12 protein-coding genes and 2 tRNA genes are annotated in these 16185 nt (G+C 60.2%); 5 read left to right on the top strand and 9 right to left on the bottom strand.

All coding sequences use genetic code 11. The features are described from left to right. Positions 1–93: 93 nt before the first annotated feature. From E8F11_RS07320 to E8F11_RS07310, 3 genes are all read right to left on the bottom strand, one after another. Positions 94–169, bottom strand: a tRNA-Ala gene (locus E8F11_RS07320). Between the two features lie 146 nt (positions 170–315). Beyond that, positions 316–1797 carry a glutamate--tRNA ligase gene (gene gltX, locus E8F11_RS07315; RefSeq protein WP_280288171.1) on the bottom strand — a complete coding sequence of 494 codons (1482 nt, stop codon included), beginning with the start codon at positions 1795–1797 and terminating at the stop codon, positions 316–318. Between the two features lie 25 nt (positions 1798–1822). Further along, complete coding sequence (locus tag E8F11_RS07310) at positions 1823–2743, bottom strand: LysR family transcriptional regulator (RefSeq protein ID WP_280288170.1); 921 nt, start codon at positions 2741–2743, stop codon at positions 1823–1825. A 108-nt stretch (positions 2744–2851) separates the two neighbouring features. Between E8F11_RS07310 and E8F11_RS07305 the strand changes: the two genes are divergently transcribed. Genes E8F11_RS07305 through E8F11_RS07295 form a run of 3 tightly spaced genes read left to right on the top strand, consistent with a single transcriptional unit; the run spans position 2852 to position 6388 of the window. Beyond that, a complete protein-coding gene (locus E8F11_RS07305) occupies positions 2852–3898 on the top strand; it encodes an HlyD family secretion protein (protein ID WP_280288169.1) in 1047 nt (348 codons plus the stop codon). 49 nt (positions 3899–3947) lie between these two features. Continuing rightward, a complete protein-coding gene (locus tag E8F11_RS07300) occupies positions 3948–5447 on the top strand; it encodes an MDR family MFS transporter (protein ID WP_280288175.1) in 1500 nt (499 codons plus the stop codon). A 41-nt stretch (positions 5448–5488) separates the two neighbouring features. Next, complete coding sequence (locus E8F11_RS07295; protein WP_280288168.1) at positions 5489–6388, top strand: EamA family transporter; 900 nt, start codon at positions 5489–5491, stop codon at positions 6386–6388. 39 nt (positions 6389–6427) lie between these two features. Here the strand turns inward: E8F11_RS07295 and uvrB are convergent, their stop codons facing one another. After that, positions 6428–8443, bottom strand: coding sequence for an excinuclease ABC subunit UvrB (gene uvrB / locus E8F11_RS07290; protein ID WP_280288167.1), 2016 nt, complete (start codon positions 8441–8443; stop codon positions 6428–6430). A gap of 183 nt (positions 8444–8626) precedes the next feature. Between uvrB and E8F11_RS07285 the strand changes: the two genes are divergently transcribed. Both E8F11_RS07285 and E8F11_RS07280 read left to right on the top strand, forming a co-directional pair. After that, positions 8627–9823, top strand: a complete 1197-nt coding sequence (locus tag E8F11_RS07285) for an amino acid aminotransferase (protein ID WP_280288166.1) — start codon at positions 8627–8629, stop codon at positions 9821–9823. Positions 9824–9893: 70 nt separating this feature from the next. Next, a tRNA-Asn gene (locus tag E8F11_RS07280) sits at positions 9894–9969 on the top strand. Between the two features lie 396 nt (positions 9970–10365). Here E8F11_RS07280 and E8F11_RS07275 read toward each other — a convergent pair. The 5 genes from E8F11_RS07275 to E8F11_RS07255 form a co-directional block, all read right to left on the bottom strand. Next, a complete protein-coding gene (locus E8F11_RS07275; RefSeq protein WP_280288165.1) occupies positions 10366–10689 on the bottom strand; it encodes a ComEA family DNA-binding protein in 324 nt (107 codons plus the stop codon). A 62-nt stretch (positions 10690–10751) separates the two neighbouring features. Then, complete coding sequence (locus tag E8F11_RS07270; RefSeq protein WP_280288164.1) at positions 10752–12764, bottom strand: nucleoside-diphosphate sugar epimerase/dehydratase; 2013 nt, start codon at positions 12762–12764, stop codon at positions 10752–10754. A 191-nt stretch (positions 12765–12955) separates the two neighbouring features. Continuing rightward, positions 12956–13966: a glycosyltransferase family 4 protein gene (locus E8F11_RS07265; protein ID WP_280288163.1), complete on the bottom strand. Its 1011-nt coding sequence runs from the start codon at positions 13964–13966 to the stop codon at positions 12956–12958. Then, complete coding sequence (locus E8F11_RS07260; RefSeq protein WP_280288162.1) at positions 13963–14928, bottom strand: SDR family oxidoreductase; 966 nt, start codon at positions 14926–14928, stop codon at positions 13963–13965. Before E8F11_RS07260 ends, E8F11_RS07265 begins: the two co-directional genes overlap by 4 nt. Beyond that, on the bottom strand, positions 14925–16181 hold the full coding sequence (locus tag E8F11_RS07255) for a glycosyltransferase family 4 protein (RefSeq protein WP_280288161.1): 1257 nt from the start codon (positions 16179–16181) through the stop codon (positions 14925–14927). The genes E8F11_RS07260 and E8F11_RS07255 overlap by 4 nt, the downstream gene beginning before the upstream one ends. Positions 16182–16185: the final 4 nt, after the last annotated feature.

Genomic DNA, 16185 nt, shown 5'->3' with positions numbered 1-16185 from the left:
ACCCCTGTTACCGCCGTGAAAGGGCGGTGTCCTAGGCCACTAGACGAAGGGGACGAAACCTTCATGCCTGTTCGCGACCCACTCCGGAAAGAGTGGTGGAGCTAGACGGGATCGAACCGTCGACCTCTTGCATGCCATGCAAGCGCTCTCCCAGCTGAGCTATAGCCCCGTCGCGAGGACGGGGCGCATATTAGGGGCGCCCCCTCCCGCTGTCAACAATATTTTTTCTTCCAACCGAAGTTTTTTATCTGGAAGAACAAACACTTACCCGCCCTTGGCCGATGCCGGACCTTCCCCGCACCGGCCGCCGGGCCATCAGGCGATGGCCGCGAGCAGTTTTTCCCACTCCTTGGTTTCCTTCTTCGACACGCCACCGAGCAGCTCGATGGCCTGGCGCAGACGGAAGCGGCTGAGGTCAGCCCCGAGGATTTCCATGGCATCCAGCACCGATACCGAACTGGCCTGGCCGGTAATGGCCGGGAACATCAGCGGCATCACATCACGCAACTTCAGCTCCAGGCTTTCGGCCACGGCCTGGATGCAGGCCGTGATCCTGTCCTTCTCCCACTGACGCAGGGATTCCAGCTTCCACAGCACCAGCTGCATGACTTGGCGCACCTGGTCCGGGCTCAACTTCTTGTGCTCGAACAACTTGGCGTCCAGCGCTACGCCGCCGGAGAAGAAGAAGCCGGCCAACGGAGCGATCTGGCTGAAGGTCTCCACCCTGCCCTGTACGTGCGGCGCAATGCGCATCAGGTAGTCAGGATTGAGCGCCCACTTCTGTACCTCGGTGGCGAAACGCTCCACCGGCAGCTCGCGGATCCATTGGCCGTTCAGCCAGGACAGCTTCTCCAGGTCGAAGATCGGCCCGCCCAGGGAAATACGCGACAGGTCGAAGTGCTCGACCATCTCGGCCAGGGAGAACTTCTCGCGCTCGTCCGGCATGGACCAGCCCATGCGGCCCAGGTAGTTGAGCATCGCCTCCGGCAGGAAGCCCATGCGCTCGTAGAAGGTGATGGAAGTGGGGTTCTTGCGCTTGGACAGCTTGCTCTTGTCCGGATTGCGCAGCAGCGGCATGTAGCAGAGCTTGGGCTGCTCCCAGCCGAAGTATTCGTAGAGCTTGATCAGCTTGGGCGCGGAGGGCAGCCACTCTTCGCCGCGCAACACGTGGGTGATGCCCATCAGGTGGTCATCCACCACGTTGGCGAGGAAGTAAGTGGGCAGGCCATCGGTCTTCATCAGCACCTGCATGTCCATGCGATCCCAGGGGATCTCGACATCACCACGGAGCATGTCCGGCACCACGCAGACGCCCTCGCTCGGCACCTTCATGCGCACCACGTGGGGCTCGCCGGCGGCGATGCGCTGGTTCGCCTCGTCCTTGGACAGGTGCATGCAGTGACCGTCGTAGCGCGGGGTTTCCTTGCGCTCGGTCTGCTCGGCGCGCAGCTTGTCCAGGCGCTCGGCGGTGCAGAAGCAGGGGAACGCGTGGCCTTTGTCCACCAGTTCCTGGGAGTACTTCTTGTAGATCTCGCCACGCTCGCTCTGCCGATAGGGGCCGTGCGGGCCGCCGACGTCCGGGCCTTCGTCCCACTCGATGCCGAGCCAGCGCAGGGCGTCGTAGATCTGTTGCTCGGACTCGCGGGTCGAGCGCAACTGATCGGTGTCTTCGATCCGCAGGATGAACTGACCGCCGTGCTGGCGCGCGAAACACAGGTTGAACAGGGCGATGTAGGCGGTGCCCACGTGCGGGTCGCCAGTGGGCGACGGCGCGATACGGGTACGGACGGTGGTCATGGGTTCTCTCGAAACTCTGGGTCGATCAAAGGCGCGATCTTATCAGGCTGGCCGCCGCGGGCTCCAGCAAGTGTCCTTCCTGCACCGGCAGGCTGCGCATCAGGAAGTCGAGGAAGGCCTTGACCTTCATCGCCTGGAAACGCCGGGACGGGTAGACCGCGTAGATTTCGCCACTCGGCAGCCGCGCTTCGGGCAACAACTCGATCAGCTCACCGCGCTGCACAGCCGGCTCGGTGAACATCACCGGCAGTGCGGCGATGCCGGCGCCGGCTACTACCGCCTCGCGGGCGAAGGTGATGTTGTTGCAGTAAAGCACCCGCTGGCAGGGCACGCTTTCGCCCTGCAGCATCCAGTAGCGCTGGGAGTCCTGGGGCAGCAGTACTGCGCGGTGACCCGCCAGTGCCTCAACGGTGCGCGGCGTGCCATGGGCCGCCAGGTAAGCCGGGCTGGCACAGAGCCGGCGGTCGCTTTCGAAGAGCTTGCGGGCGATCAGGGTGGAGTCCTGCGGCTGGCCGATCATGATGGCGATGTCCACGCCCTCCTCCAGCGGATCGACGTTGCGCGAGGTGATCTCCACCTCGGCGGTGATCTGCGGGTACTGGCGCATGAAACTGCCCAGCACCTTGCCGAGGAACAGCTGGCCGAACTCGATGGGCGCGGTGACCCGCAGGAGGCCGGACGGCTCCTGCTGCAGCTGCATCACCGCCTGCTCGGCCTCGGCGAAGTCCAACATGATCTGCCGGCAACGTTCGTAGTAGGCCAGCCCCACTTCGGTCAGACGCAGCTTGCGGGTCGTGCGATTGAGGAGGCGAACGCCGAGGCGCTCCTCCAGCAGGGCGATGCGCCGGCTCACGGTGGACTTCTGCATGCCCAGGCTCTGGGCTGCCTGGGTGAAGCTGTGGCACTCGACCACGCGAGTGAAGATCAGCGCATCATCCAGCCCCATTATTGTTCCCTATAAGCAACAAAGTTTCTGAATTGTACCGGCTATTTGCGAGCACGGAACACTGCTAGATTCGCAACATTCTGCAAAGACTTCGAGCACAGTTTTGCCATGCCTGCCAAATTGCAACGCCGCCTTTTCGTCTTCGTCACCCTGGTGGCACTGGTCATTGCCGGCCTCTTCGCCCACTGGCTGCTGGTCGGCCGCTTCATCGAGAGCACCGACAACGCCTATGTGCAGGGCGAGATCACCCGGGTATCCAGCCAACTGGGCGCCCGGATCGACGAGGTGCTGGTCAGCGACAACCAGCAGGTGAAGAAAGGCGACCTGCTGGTCCGCCTGGAAGCCGACGACTTCAAGCTCGCCCTGGAACGCGCGCGCGCCCTGCTCGCCACCCGCGAGGCCGAGCTGACCCAGGCGCAGAGCAAACTGGCGCAGCAATCCAACCTGATCGCAGCCAGCCAGGCGGATGTGTCGGCCAGCCAGGCCACCCTGGGCCGCACTCAGATCGATCTGTCCCGGGCCCAGACCCTGCGCAAGCCGGGCTTCGTCTCCGAAGAGCGGGTCACCACACTCTCAGCCGACTCCCGTGTCGCCCGTTCCCAGGTGGCCAAGGCCGAGGCGGACCTCAAGGCCCAACGCCAGCAGGTGGACGCACTGAACGCCGAGATCAAGCGCCTCGACGCTCAGATCGCCAACGCCCGCGCCGAAATTGCCCAAGCCGAGTTGAACCTCGGCCGCACCGAGATCCGCTCGCCCATGGACGGCCGCGTCGGCCAGCGTGCCGCGCGCAACGGCCAGTACGTGCAGGTGGGCGCCCACCTGCTGTCCCTGGTGCCGGACGCGGACATCTGGATCCAGGCCAACTTCAAGGAAACCCAGATCGAACACATGGAGCCCGGGCAGAAGGCCGAACTGGTCTTCGACAGCTTCCCCGATACCCCGATCGACGGTCGTGTGGACAGCCTCTTCGCAGCCTCCGGCGCGCAATTCAGCCTGCTGCCCCCGGACAACGCGACCGGCAACTTCACCAAGGTGGTGCAGCGCATTCCGGTGAAGCTGACCTTCGCCGCCGACAATCCGCTCAAGGGCCGCATCCGCCCGGGCATGTCGGTGCTGGTCAAGGTGAGCCTCAAGGAACAGCGCAGTGGCGGCTGATTCACTGATCCGCCCCACCGACGAGCCCAGCCGCCGCGACTGGATCGCGGTGATGAGCGCCATGCTCGGCGCCTTCATGGCGGTGCTGGACATCCAGATCACCAATTCCTCCCTCAAGGACATCCAGGGCGCGCTGGCCGCAACCCTGGAGGAAGGCTCCTGGATTTCCACCTCCTACCTGGTGGCGGAGATCATCATGATCCCCCTCACCGCCTGGCTGGTGCAGTTGCTCTCCGCCCGGCGCCTGGCAGTGTGGGTGTCGATCGGTTTCCTGATCTCATCCTTGCTCTGCTCCCTGGCCTGGAGCCTGGAGAGCATGATCGTCTTCCGTGCACTGCAGGGCTTCACCGGCGGGGCGTTGATTCCGCTGGCTTTCACCCTGACCCTGATCAAGCTGCCGGAACATCACCGAGCCAAAGGCATGGCGCTGTTCGCTATCACCGCCACCTTCGCCCCCTCCATCGGCCCGACCCTGGGCGGCTGGCTGACCGAGAACTTCGGTTGGGAGTACATCTTCTATATCAATGTGCCGCCCGGCCTGCTGATGATCGCCGGCCTGCTTTACGGCCTGGAGAAAAAGGCGCCGCACTGGGAGTTGCTGAAACGCACCGACTACGCCGGGATCGTCACCCTGGGGCTGGGCCTCGGCTGCCTGCAGGTATTCCTCGAGGAAGGTCACCGCAAGGACTGGCTGGAGTCGGACCTGATCGTCGGCCTCGGAAGCGTGGCGCTGGTCAGCCTGGTGCTCTTCGTCATTCTCCAGGTGTCGCGGCCCAACCCGCTGATCAACCTGGGCATCCTGAAGAACCGCAACTTCGGCCTGTCGAGCATCTCCAGCGTCGGCCTCGGCATGGGCCTCTACGGTTCCATCTATGTGCTGCCGCTGTACCTGGCGCAGATCCAGGGCTACAACGCGCTGCAGATAGGCGAAGTGATCATGTGGATGGGCGTTCCGCAGCTCTTCCTGATTCCGCTGGTACCCAAGCTGATGAAGGTGATCTCGCCCAAGTTCCTGTGCGCCCTGGGCTTTGGCCTGTTCGGCTACGCCAGCTTCGCTTCCGGGGTGCTCAACCCGGACTTCGCCGGGCCGCAGTTCAACCAGATCCAGATTATCCGCGCCCTCGGCCAGCCCCTGGTGATGGTGACCGTCTCCCTGATCGCCACCGCCTATATCCTGCCCCAGGACGCCGGCTCGGCCTCCAGCCTGTTCAACATCCTGCGCAACCTGGGCGGCGCCATCGGCATCGCCCTGCTCGCCACCCTGCTGGATGCTCGCGCCAAGGTCTATTTCGACTACCTGCGCGAATCCCTGGTGCCAAGCAACCCACAGGTGGCCGAACGCCTGGCGCTGCTGACGGAAAAGCTCGGCAGCGAGCAAGCGGCCCTCGGCAAACTCAGCGAAATCGCACACCAGCAGGCCAGCATCATGGCCTACAATGACGCCTTTCATTTCATCGGCATCGCCCTTGGCATCAGCATGCTCGCCGTGCTGCTCACCCGCGCGCTGCCCGCCGGTACCACCGGCGGCGCAGGCGCCGCCGCCCACTAATCCCGCGCCGGGCAACCGGCGCGCCGCGTTTCAGGCTGTACATGTCTTCCCAAGCAACAACCCGCCGCACCGTTCTGCTGATCGGCGCCTTCGCCATGATCTACGTCGGCTGGGGCACCACCTATCTGGCCAACCACTTCCTCCTCCGCGAACTGCCGCCTTTCGTCATCGCCACCTTGCGCTTCCTGTTCGCCGGAGTCCTGGCCCTGGCCTGGGTGCTTGCCAGCGGCAAGGCACAGGTGCAGCGCAGCGACCTGGGCGGTGCGCTGATCGGCGGCCTGCTGCTGATCGCCGTCGGCCAGGGCGCGCTGATCTACGCCAACCAGTTCCTGCCGACCGGCATGCTGGCGATGCTCTACACCACCCTGCCCCTCTGGAGCGTGGCCCTGGAATGGCTGCTGGACCGCCGTCCGCCGCTCTGGGTGCTCTGCGGGCTCGCCCTGGCCAGCGGCGGCATCGTGATGCTGATGGGCAACGGGCTGGGCAGCGACGCCGGATTCGAGCAATGGTTCGCCGGCGGCCTGGTGGTCATGGCCACCCTGCTCTGGGCCATCGGCGCCTGGCTGCTGCGCCAGCGCCCACCTTTCCGCTCCAGTTGGATGGGCCTGAGCCTGCAGATGCTGACCGGCACCCTGGTGCTGGCGGTCTTCGGCCTCTGGCGCGGCGACTGGCAAGGCGTGGAACTGGGCAGCCTGAGCCTGGATGCCTGGCTGTGGATGGGGTACCTGGTGATCCCGGTCAGCCTCGGCGTCTACCCCGCCTACTTCTGGCTGTTGCGGGAAGTGCGGCCGAGCCTGGTGTCTACCTTCGCCTTCGTCAACCCGGTGGTGGCGCTGCTGCTGGGCTTCCTGGTCCTCGGCGAGCGGCTGGATTCCGCGTCCCTCATGGCCTGCCTGGCCACCCTCGCGGGCGTGGTGCTGATCATCTTCGGCCGGCGCTGAGAGCAAAGGAAATGGGCGCCAATTGGCGCCCATTCCTGTTCAGACCTTCAATAGCCGCTCCCGCAGCTTCTGGATCTCGTCGCGCAGTTGCGCCGCGGCCTCGAACTCCAGGTCGCGTGCCAACTGGAACATCTTCTCCTCCATCTGGCGGATGCGCTTGGTGATCTCGCTGGGCGAACGCAGCTCGCTCTCGTAGCGGGCACTCTCTTCCGCGGCCTTGGCCATGGCCTTGCGCTTGTTGCTGCGCGAGCCGGGCACGGTGGCGCCTTCGAGGATGTCCTGGATGTCCTTCTTGACCCCTTTGGGCACGATGCCATGGGCCTCGTTGAAGGCGACCTGCTTGTGCCGGCGCCGATCGGTCTCATCCAAGGCACGCTGCATGGAGCCGGTGACGTTGTCCGCGTAAAGGATTGCCCTGCCATTGAGGTTACGGGCGGCGCGACCAATGGTCTGGATCAGCGAGCGTTCGGAACGCAGGAAGCCTTCCTTGTCCGCATCGAGGATTGCCACCAGCGACACCTCCGGCATGTCCAACCCTTCGCGCAGCAGGTTGATACCCACCAGCACGTCGAAGGCGCCGACGCGCAGGTCACGGATGATTTCCACGCGTTCCACGGTATCGATGTCCGAGTGCAGGTAACGCACCTTGACGTCGTGGTCGGCCAGATAGTCGGTGAGGTCCTCGGCCATGCGCTTGGTGAGGGTGGTGACCAGCACCCGTTCCTCGACCGCCACGCGCTTGCGGATTTCCGAGAGCAGGTCATCCACCTGGGTGGTGGCCGGACGCACCTCCACCTCCGGGTCCACCAGGCCGGTGGGGCGCACCACCTGCTCGATTACCCGGCCGGCGTGCTCGCCCTCGTAAGGTCCGGGCGTGGCCGAAACGAAGATGGTCTGCGGGCTGATGGCCTCCCACTCATCGAAACGCAGCGGGCGGTTATCCAGCGCCGAGGGCAAGCGGAAGCCGTATTCCACCAGCGTTTCCTTGCGCGATCGGTCGCCCTTGAACATGGCGCCGACCTGGGGAACCGTGACATGGGACTCATCGATCACCAGCAGGGAATTGGCCGGCAGGTAGTCATAGAGCGTCGGTGGTGCCTCGCCAGGGGCACGGCCGGAAAGATAGCGGGAATAGTTCTCGATGCCGTTGCAGTAGCCGAGCTCGAGGATCATCTCCAGGTCGAAACGGGTGCGCTGCTCCAGGCGCTGGGCTTCCACCAGCTTGTTGGCGGTGCGCAACTGCTCCAGGCGCTCCTTCAACTCCTCCTTGATCTGGTCCACCGCCTCCAGCAGCACTTCGCGAGGCGTCACGTAGTGGCTCTTGGGGTAGAAGGTGAAGCGTGGCAACTTGCGGATGACCTCCCCGGTGAGCGGGTCGAAGGCAGCCAGGTTTTCCACCTCGTCATCGAACAGCTCGACACGAATCGCTTCCAGGTCGGATTCCGCCGGGAAGATGTCGATGACGTCGCCGCGCACGCGGAAAGTGGCACGGGCAAAGTCCATGTCATTGCGGGTGTACTGCAGTTCCGCCAGGCGGCGCAGCAGTGAGCGCTGGTCGAGGCGGTCACCGCGGTCGATGTGCAGGACCATTTTCAGGTAGGACGCCGGGTCGCCCAGGCCGTAGATGGAGGAGACGGTGGCGACGATGATGGCATCGGGCCGCTCCAGCAGAGCCTTGGTCGCCGACAGTCGCATCTGCTCGATATGGTCGTTGATCGAGGCGTCCTTCTCGATATAGGTATCGGAGGACGGGACGTAGGCTTCCGGCTGGTAATAGTCGTAATAGGAAACGAAGTATTCGACCGAATTGTTCGGAAAGAAGGAGCGGAATTCGCCATAAAGCTGTGCAGCCAGAGTCTTGTTCGGCGCCAGAACCAGCGTAGGACGCTGCACCTGGGAGATGACGTTGGCGATGCTGAAGGTCTTCCCCGACCCGGTCACACCCAGCAGCGTCTGGTGCGAAAGGCCGGCCTCCAGCCCTTCTACCATCTGGCAAATGGCCTCCGGTTGGTCGCCGGCGGGCTCGAAGCGGGTGACAAGCTGAAACTCCGACATGCTGACCTCGACTCTTGGATGTGACACCTGCGCAGAACGGGCGTCATACCTGGTGGAAAGCGTGCGCGCGATGTCGCCGCAGGCTACCTGGGTCGCTATAATACCGACCCGATTGCGCAACCCCTAGCGCACATCGCGCCGGGTTGCACCCTTCCTCACCTTCCTCCTCCGAGCTGCCGCATCATGAGTCTGTTTTCTGCCGTCGAAATGGCTCCGCGCGACCCCATCCTGGGTCTCAACGAAGCGTTCAACGCCGATACCCGCGCCGACAAAGTCAACCTGGGCGTGGGCGTTTACTACAACGAGCAAGGCCGTATCCCGCTCCTGCGCGCTGTAGCAGAAGCGGAAAAAGCCCGCATCGAAGCCCACGCCCCACGCGGCTACCTGCCGATCGAAGGCATCGCTGCCTACGATCAGGCCGTGCAGAAGCTGCTGTTCGGTGCGGACTCCGAACTTATCGCCCAGGGCCGCGTCGTCACCACCCAGGCCGTGGGCGGTACCGGCGCACTCAAGACCGGCGCGGACTTCCTCAAGCGCCTGCTGCCGAACGCCGTGGTCGCCATCAGCGATCCCAGCTGGGAAAACCATCGCGCGCTGTTCGAAGCCGCCGGTTTTCCGGTGCAGAACTACCGTTATTACGATGCAGCCACCAATGGCGTGAATCGTGCCGGCCTGCTGGAAGACATCAAGGCCCTGCCCGCTCGCTCCATCGTGGTCCTGCACGCCTGCTGCCACAACCCTACCGGCGTCGACCTGACCCTGGAAGACTGGAAAGCCGTCCTGGAAGTCCTGCGCGAGCGTGAACACGTCCCCTTCCTCGACATCGCCTACCAGGGCTTTGGCGCAGGCATCGACCAGGACGCGGAAGCCGTGCGCCTGTTCGCCCAGTCCGGCCTGCCCTTCTTCGTGTCCAGCTCCTTCTCCAAGTCCTTCTCCTTCTACGGCGAGCGCGTTGGCGCCCTGTCCGTAGTGACCAGCTCGAAGGAAGAAGCCGGCCGCGTACTGTCCCAGGTCAAGCGCGTGATCCGCACCAACTACTCCAACCCGCCGACCCACGGCGCCACCGTGGTCGCTTCGGTGCTGAACAGCCCCGAGCTGCGTGCCCTGTGGGAAGAAGAACTCGGTGAAATGCGCACTCGCATCCACAGCATGCGTCTGGCCATGGTCGAGCAACTGGCGAGCCTCGGCGCCAAGCGTGACTTCAGCTTCGTAGCGCGCCAGCGCGGCATGTTCTCCTACTCCGGCCTCACCGCCGAGCAGGTCGAACGACTGAAGAACGAGTTCGGCATCTACGCCGTCAGCACCGGCCGCATCTGCGTTGCCGCGCTGAACAACAGCAACCTGGAAAGCATCACCCGCGCCATCACCCAGGTGCTCTGAGGCCGATAAGGAGAAGTTCAAGCGAGATGCTTGACTTCTCCTTTCTAATCAGTAAGATACGCGCATCCGATCCGCGATAGCTCAGTCGGTAGAGCAAATGACTGTTAATCATTGGGTCCCTGGTTCGAGTCCAGGTCGCGGAGCCAAATTGAAAAGCCCTCAGCACATGCTGGGGGCTTTTTCTTTGTGCACTGGACTCTCACCAGGGACTTCGTCCCAGGTTATTCGGGCCTGCGGCCCTCACCCCGCCGGGGCCGCGCTGAAGCGCGTTCGGCTGGCGCCGTCGAGTCCAGGTCGCGGAGCCAACTTGAAAACCCTCGGCACATGCCGGGGGCTTTTGCTTTGTGCGTTGGACTCTCACCAGGGACCTCCCCCCAGGTAACTCAGACCTAACGCCTCCTTCCCGTCGGGGCCGCACCGAAGGGAAAATGTTGGTGTCGCCATCACGAGCGGAGTCCCTGCACGGCATCCAGATCACCAACGATGCAGCGGGCAACAAAAAAGCCGGCCCTAACTGGCCGGCTTTCTGACTTCCCGCAATATCACTCCACGCTCAATTTCTCTCGGTTCTTCTCAAGCGTCTTGGCGCCAATTCCCTTGACCTCCAGAAGATCATCCACCGAGGAGAAAGGCCCATTCTCTTCGCGATACTGGACTATCGCCTTGGCTTTCGTCTCACCGATACCGACGAGTTCACTCTGGAGCGCCGCCGCATCGGCCGAGTTGATATTGAGTTTTCCAGTCTGCGGCGCCGCACTTGTGACAGCGGCAGCAGCCTCCGTTTTGGCGGCAACTGCAGTCTGGGTGAAGCCGAAGAAAAGCGAACAGAGCACCAGAAACAGCGAGGCGATTCGAATACGCAACATCGCGAAGACTCCTTGTCATCAGTAAGGGGAAGGGCGGTACATCCATATCCGCCCTGCACAAACTAGTGCCTGGAGCTGGAAGGCTCAATTCGCCGTTGCTGATGGATCCAGTCAACAATTTCTTCTTCCGGGGTGTAACCGTTGACAGTTTCACGTAGGAGCTGACGCACGCGGACGTAGTCGTCTTTCTCGACCGCGGAAAAGAGCTCGGAAAGCACGCGCTTGAAGACGTCCCAGGGCAAATGCTCTTCGTTGGCCCGCATGATCATCGGATGCTCGGTCGGGCTGACATTGTCGCCAATGAGCAGCTCTTCATAGAGCTTCTCGCCCGGTCGCAGTCCAGAGAATTCAATAGCGATATCACCATTGGGGTTCTTCTCCGAGCGAACAGTCAGGCCGGACAGATGGACCATCTTCTCGGCGAGTTCCGCGATCCTGACCGGTTGCCCCATGTCCAGCACGAATACATCCCCACCCTGCCCCATCGACCCGGCCTGGATGACCAACTGGGCTGCCTCGGGAATAGTCATGAAATAGCGCGTGATATTCGGATGGGTGACCGTCACCGGACCGCCACGCTTGATCTGCTCGCGGAACAACGGGATCACGGAGCCGGAGGATCCCAGGACATTGCCGAAGCGGACCATGGTGAAACGGGTCTTGTTGACTCGATGAACAGAAGCGTCTTCACCCACCAGAACAGGAGCCGACTCCAGGCTCAAGGCCTGCAAGACCATTTCCGAGAGGCGCTTGGTTCCTCCCATGACATTGGTTGGCCGCACGGCTTTGTCGGTCGAGATCAGTACAAAATTATCGACACCCGCCTTGATCGCTGCCTGCGCGGTGTAGAGAGTCCCCATCACGTTGTTGAGAACGCCTTCGGCAATATTGTGCTCGACGATAGGAACGTGCTTGTACGCTGCCGCGTGATAAACGGTGTCCACGCGCCAGGTCCGCATCACGTCGTGCAGACGCGTCAGATTGCGCACCGACCCGAGAATGGGAACCAGGTGGATGTTATGCGACTCTCGAGAGATTCGACGATCGAGCTCAATCTGAATGTTGTACAGGTTGAACTCGCTGTGCTCGAAAAGGATCAGCGTCCGCGGGCCGCAATTCAGTATCTGGCGACACAGCTCCGAACCGATGGATCCACCGGCACCGGTCACCATGACCACCTGCTCACGGATGCAGCGCTCGAAAAGCTCCTTGCGAGGCGGGACCGCGTCACGGCCCAGCAGGTCGGCGATGTCGACCTCCTGGATGTCATCCACCTTCACCCTGCCGCTGGCCAGATCCATGAAACCGGGGATACTGCGAACATGCAGAGGATAGCGCTCCAAGTTCGCCAGGATCTCTCTTCGCCTTTCCCGTGACGCAGAGGGAATCGCCAACAGGACTTCCTGCGCCCCAGTCTGATCGATCAGCTGCTGAATATGTTTTGGCTTGTAGACCTCCAATCCAGCAATTGTGCGCGTGGCAATGCTGCCATCATCATCTATGAACGCAACCGGCCGCATTGCTCGCCCCATCCTTAGCGCTGCGACCAACTGGTTCCCCGCCGCGCCAGCTCCGTAGATCGCAACGCGTGGCAGACCGTCATCCCGAACCTTGAATGACATCGCCTGGCTCGCGATATACCAGTCCCCCAGGAAGTACTGACGCATCACCAGACGCAGACCACCAATCAGTACCAGGGTCAGCCACCAATAGTTGAAAACTACCGATCTGGGTACCGCAACCTCAGGATCCCGGTACCAATAAACCACCAGCGCCAGAAGAAGGGCCGAAAGCGTTACAGCCTTGATAATTGCGATTAGCGCGTCATTACCGAAATATCGCATGACGGCACGGTACATGCCGAAGCGAATAAATATCGGAATTGCAACCGAGGGGGCCGCCCCAAAGAGCCAGGTATGGGTGGTAAAGGGATCGAGCGGAGCGTCGATGCCGAGACGAACCATGAATGCCGCCCACAAGCCAAGGGTGATCAGCACGGCGTCCGTCACGACCTGCAGAATTCGCTTGTATCGCCTGGGCAGGCCCAGCAGCCCTTTACGTAGCTTATTGGTCATCCGTTGCTAACCTCGTTGCGCCCTGTACTTGAATCACAGCCAGTATCCACCACACAGTAAAGGACGCTAATGCCCCTCCATACAGCCTTGGTGAAACCATCCGCAATCCTAGCACCTAGCATGAACTCGAAGCCCAGTATTGAATAAATCGAAGGAATTCAAAGAGGATTACTATTCGTCCGAGACGAGCCTTACTCGTTCTGACCAGCCTTGAAACGCACGGCCAGAGCCAACAGTGGCAGATAGGCAATGATCAGGCCAGCGACTCCGTCCACCGCTCCAGCTCCGACCAACACCGAAAGAGGAAAAAGCCAGAACAGATTGAGAGCCGCCACAGCAAGGGTAACAGGCAAATGCCGACCGTAGCGGCGAGAGGCGAATTGGTAGGCATGACTCCTGTGGGCCTCATACACTTTCTCTCCTCGAAGCATTCGACGAATCAATGTCCAGGTCGCGTCTACGATGAATACCCCGAGAAGTATCAACCAACTCCATAGCAGTTGCGGCTTCACCCACGCCGCCTGCAATGAAAGCAGGCCCAGAGATACGCCCAAGAACCCGCTTCCAGCATCTCCCATGAAGATACGGGCGGGTGGAAAGTTCCAGAAAAGGAAGCCGGCAACCGCCGCAGCCAGCAATAGAGGAACTGCAGCATACTCCACAAAATCCAGGTACCAATACAGAAATGCACCGCCAAGGCATACGGTTATGGTTTCGACACCTGCAATTCCATCAATACCATCCATGAAATTGTAGAGGTTCAATAACCAAACAAGATATACAGCAGCTAAAAATATTCCAGCCCAGGCCAACTCTATTTGAACACCGAAAACGACAATTGGCGGGACTCCTCCCAGCCAGAACAATGCCCAAATAGCAGCAGCAAAATGACCCAGAAGTCGCCAACGTGCCGCGATATGCCCATGGTCATCCAGAAATCCGATCGCCGCCACCCAAAGGCCAGCACCAGCTAGAGCGCAAAATTGTGGCCACGGAAGAACCTCAGCCAGCACCAGAGCCGGCAGCGCCAAGATAAATGCCAGCACGATCGCCACACCGCCTCCCCGTGGCGTCGGAACAGAGTGCGAACTTCTAGCGTTGGGAATATCCACGAGGCTACGGTTGAGTGCGTAGTGTCTCAATGCCCAAGTCAGCAACAACGACCCCAAAATAACGAGCGCAAGCGCCAACCAGATAATCATTTGGCTTGGTGCTCCAGGAAGTATTGAGCAGTTTTACGAAGTGCCTGATCGACACTGACCGGTGGAGTCCAGCCCAACAGCTCGCTATTTTTATTTATATCAACTTGCAGCGACCCACATAACCGCTGGGAGATGTCTCTTCTACCGATAAAACTGGCTGCTCTCTCCAGCAGCCAACTTGGAATAGCAAGTAATCTCGCAGGACGGCGCAGCGCCACCCCCATTCTACGTAGAAGTTCAGATGTCGATAAATCTTCGCCGTCGCTAACGAGAAAAGTTTCGTTTGCCGCTGAAGGATGCTTTACGCAAGTCACAATTAGATCAACCAGATTATCCAAGGCAACAAAGCTCCGTTTGTTGTGGATTGAACCAAAAGGCAACGGTACTCCTCGGTAGATCCAGCGCATCATGTTCAAAAAATTTGCTTTGACGCCAGGGCCATAAACCAAAGTTGGTCGTAAAATAACCACTTCCAAACCTGTTTCATTTGCCAACGCCCGTAAACCTACTTCTGCTTCCAGCTTTGAAACGCCATAAGGATCCAGCGGCGCCGGAACTGCATCTGCAGAGTAAGGAGAGTCCGGTGGGGTGGACTCGCCGTTGACCTTGATCGAACTGATGAAGATGAACCGGCGCACGCCCTGAGATGCTGCCTGGCGCGCCAGGTTCAACGTGCCCTCGACATTCACCTTGCGGAACTCCGCAAGGGGGTCAGCAGACTTGTCATTCATCACATGCACACGAGCAGCACTATGAATCACGACTTCGACTCCGGCCAGGGCAACCCGCCAATCAGTACATCCGTCGATCCCGGGAATCCGCACTACCGTGGACGAAGCCCCTAGGCCAGACGAGGAACCACGCACAGCTACAACCAACTCGGCAAGTCCTCGCGAAGCAAGCTCGTCATGCACGGCGCGACCAACAAATCCCGACACGCCAGTTATAAGGATTTTGCTCACGACTCGCTCCTATTTCTCAAACTGGCCTTTCTGAAGAGCATCTCAAGGCGGTCCAAAAGAGTAGTCTTGGAATAATTGTCCAGATAATACGCTCTTCCAGACTTGCCCATGGCATCTCTTTCCGCCAACGGCATTGCAACCATCGAGCGGACTATTTCGACCAGAGCTGCGGCATCACCGGCTGGACAGGCCATTCCAGCCTGGGACTCCTGAATCACTCTTGCTGCCTCTCCATTGATCATCGCGATGATCGGCTTGCCAGATGCCAAGTAAGCCTGGACTTTTCCAGGTATCGTTTTCTCAAACACCTCATTTGACTTCAGCGAAACCAGCAGCGCATCCGCAGCAGCAAACAAAGGGGGCATTTTTGCTAAGGGATGCCTCCCCAAAAACAGGAAATTGGACAGGCCGCGAGCAGAAATCTGCTCACGCAGCCAGTCGCTGACTCTACCATCCCCCACTACAACCCATCGCACTTTAAGGTCGGACTGTATAGTTTCTGCCGCCTTCAGAATTGCGGGAAAATCCTGTGACTCCCCTACATTGCCGGCAAAAACTATTGTAAAGACCGACTCATCACGTTCGATAAGATCCGAATGCTCCACTACTTGACCAGAGAATCCATCCTCAGCCCAACTCGGAAAGTAAACAAATCGATCAACTGACATCCTTTTCGTGCAGTACTTCCTAACATTTTCCTCGAAGGACTTTGATTGCAGCAGCAGATAATCGGCACGATTATATATAAATGAAACCACCCTGCCGACAAGAGATAGAATCCTCTCGTTCCTGACCACTCCAACTGCCTCAAGCGTCTCCGGCCAAAGGTCAAGAACCCAGACGAATACAGGCACTTTCTTTAGTCTGCCGATTACCAAGGCAGGGATCGCCGCCATAATTGGAGAAACGGCATAAACGAAAATAGAGTCAAACTCTTTTTTCCTTAGCTTATAAGCTCCAAATACTGATGCGCTACAGAAAAAAGAAAGATAGTTCAAGGCCAGCGTAATGCTGCGACGCCCTCTTGACATCATGGGAACTCGTAAAACATCGGCCCCATGGTAACTTGAGAACTTCGAAGGACTGGCCTTGAAGGCAGGAAAAACATGGCCTTCCGGATAATTTGGGACACCCGTCAGAACAGTAACTTCGTGTCCCTTTTCCAGAAATCTTTCGACCAGATCATTGATCCTCATGTTTTCCGGCCAAAAGTACTGAGTAACGATCAGGATCTTAATCTTCTTGTCGGTCATTTCC

This window comes from Pseudomonas sp. BN417, from assembly GCF_029871205.1.
Taxonomy (GTDB): domain Bacteria; phylum Pseudomonadota; class Gammaproteobacteria; order Pseudomonadales; family Pseudomonadaceae; genus Metapseudomonas.
Note: the sequence above shows the minus strand (reverse complement) of the source record. Positions and strands in the feature narration are given on the sequence as shown.

What these genes read in the sequence shown, in the direction of transcription:
- gltX (WP_280288171.1), bottom strand. Translation starts at nt 1,797, where the DNA reads ATGACCACCGTCCGTACCCGTATCGCGCCGTCGCCCACTGGCGACCCG.
- E8F11_RS07310 (WP_280288170.1), bottom strand. Translation starts at nt 2,743, where the DNA reads ATGGGGCTGGATGATGCGCTGATCTTCACTCGCGTGGTCGAGTGCCAC.
- E8F11_RS07305 (WP_280288169.1), top strand. Translation starts at nt 2,852, where the DNA reads ATGCCTGCCAAATTGCAACGCCGCCTTTTCGTCTTCGTCACCCTGGTG.
- E8F11_RS07295 (WP_280288168.1), top strand. Translation starts at nt 5,489, where the DNA reads ATGTCTTCCCAAGCAACAACCCGCCGCACCGTTCTGCTGATCGGCGCC.
- uvrB (WP_280288167.1), bottom strand. Translation starts at nt 8,443, where the DNA reads ATGTCGGAGTTTCAGCTTGTCACCCGCTTCGAGCCCGCCGGCGACCAA.
- E8F11_RS07285 (WP_280288166.1), top strand. Translation starts at nt 8,627, where the DNA reads ATGAGTCTGTTTTCTGCCGTCGAAATGGCTCCGCGCGACCCCATCCTG.
- E8F11_RS07275 (WP_280288165.1), bottom strand. Translation starts at nt 10,689, where the DNA reads ATGTTGCGTATTCGAATCGCCTCGCTGTTTCTGGTGCTCTGTTCGCTT.
- E8F11_RS07270 (WP_280288164.1), bottom strand. Translation starts at nt 12,764, where the DNA reads ATGACCAATAAGCTACGTAAAGGGCTGCTGGGCCTGCCCAGGCGATAC.
- E8F11_RS07265 (WP_280288163.1), bottom strand. Translation starts at nt 13,966, where the DNA reads ATGATTATCTGGTTGGCGCTTGCGCTCGTTATTTTGGGGTCGTTGTTG.
- E8F11_RS07255 (WP_280288161.1), bottom strand. Translation starts at nt 16,181, where the DNA reads ATGACCGACAAGAAGATTAAGATCCTGATCGTTACTCAGTACTTTTGG.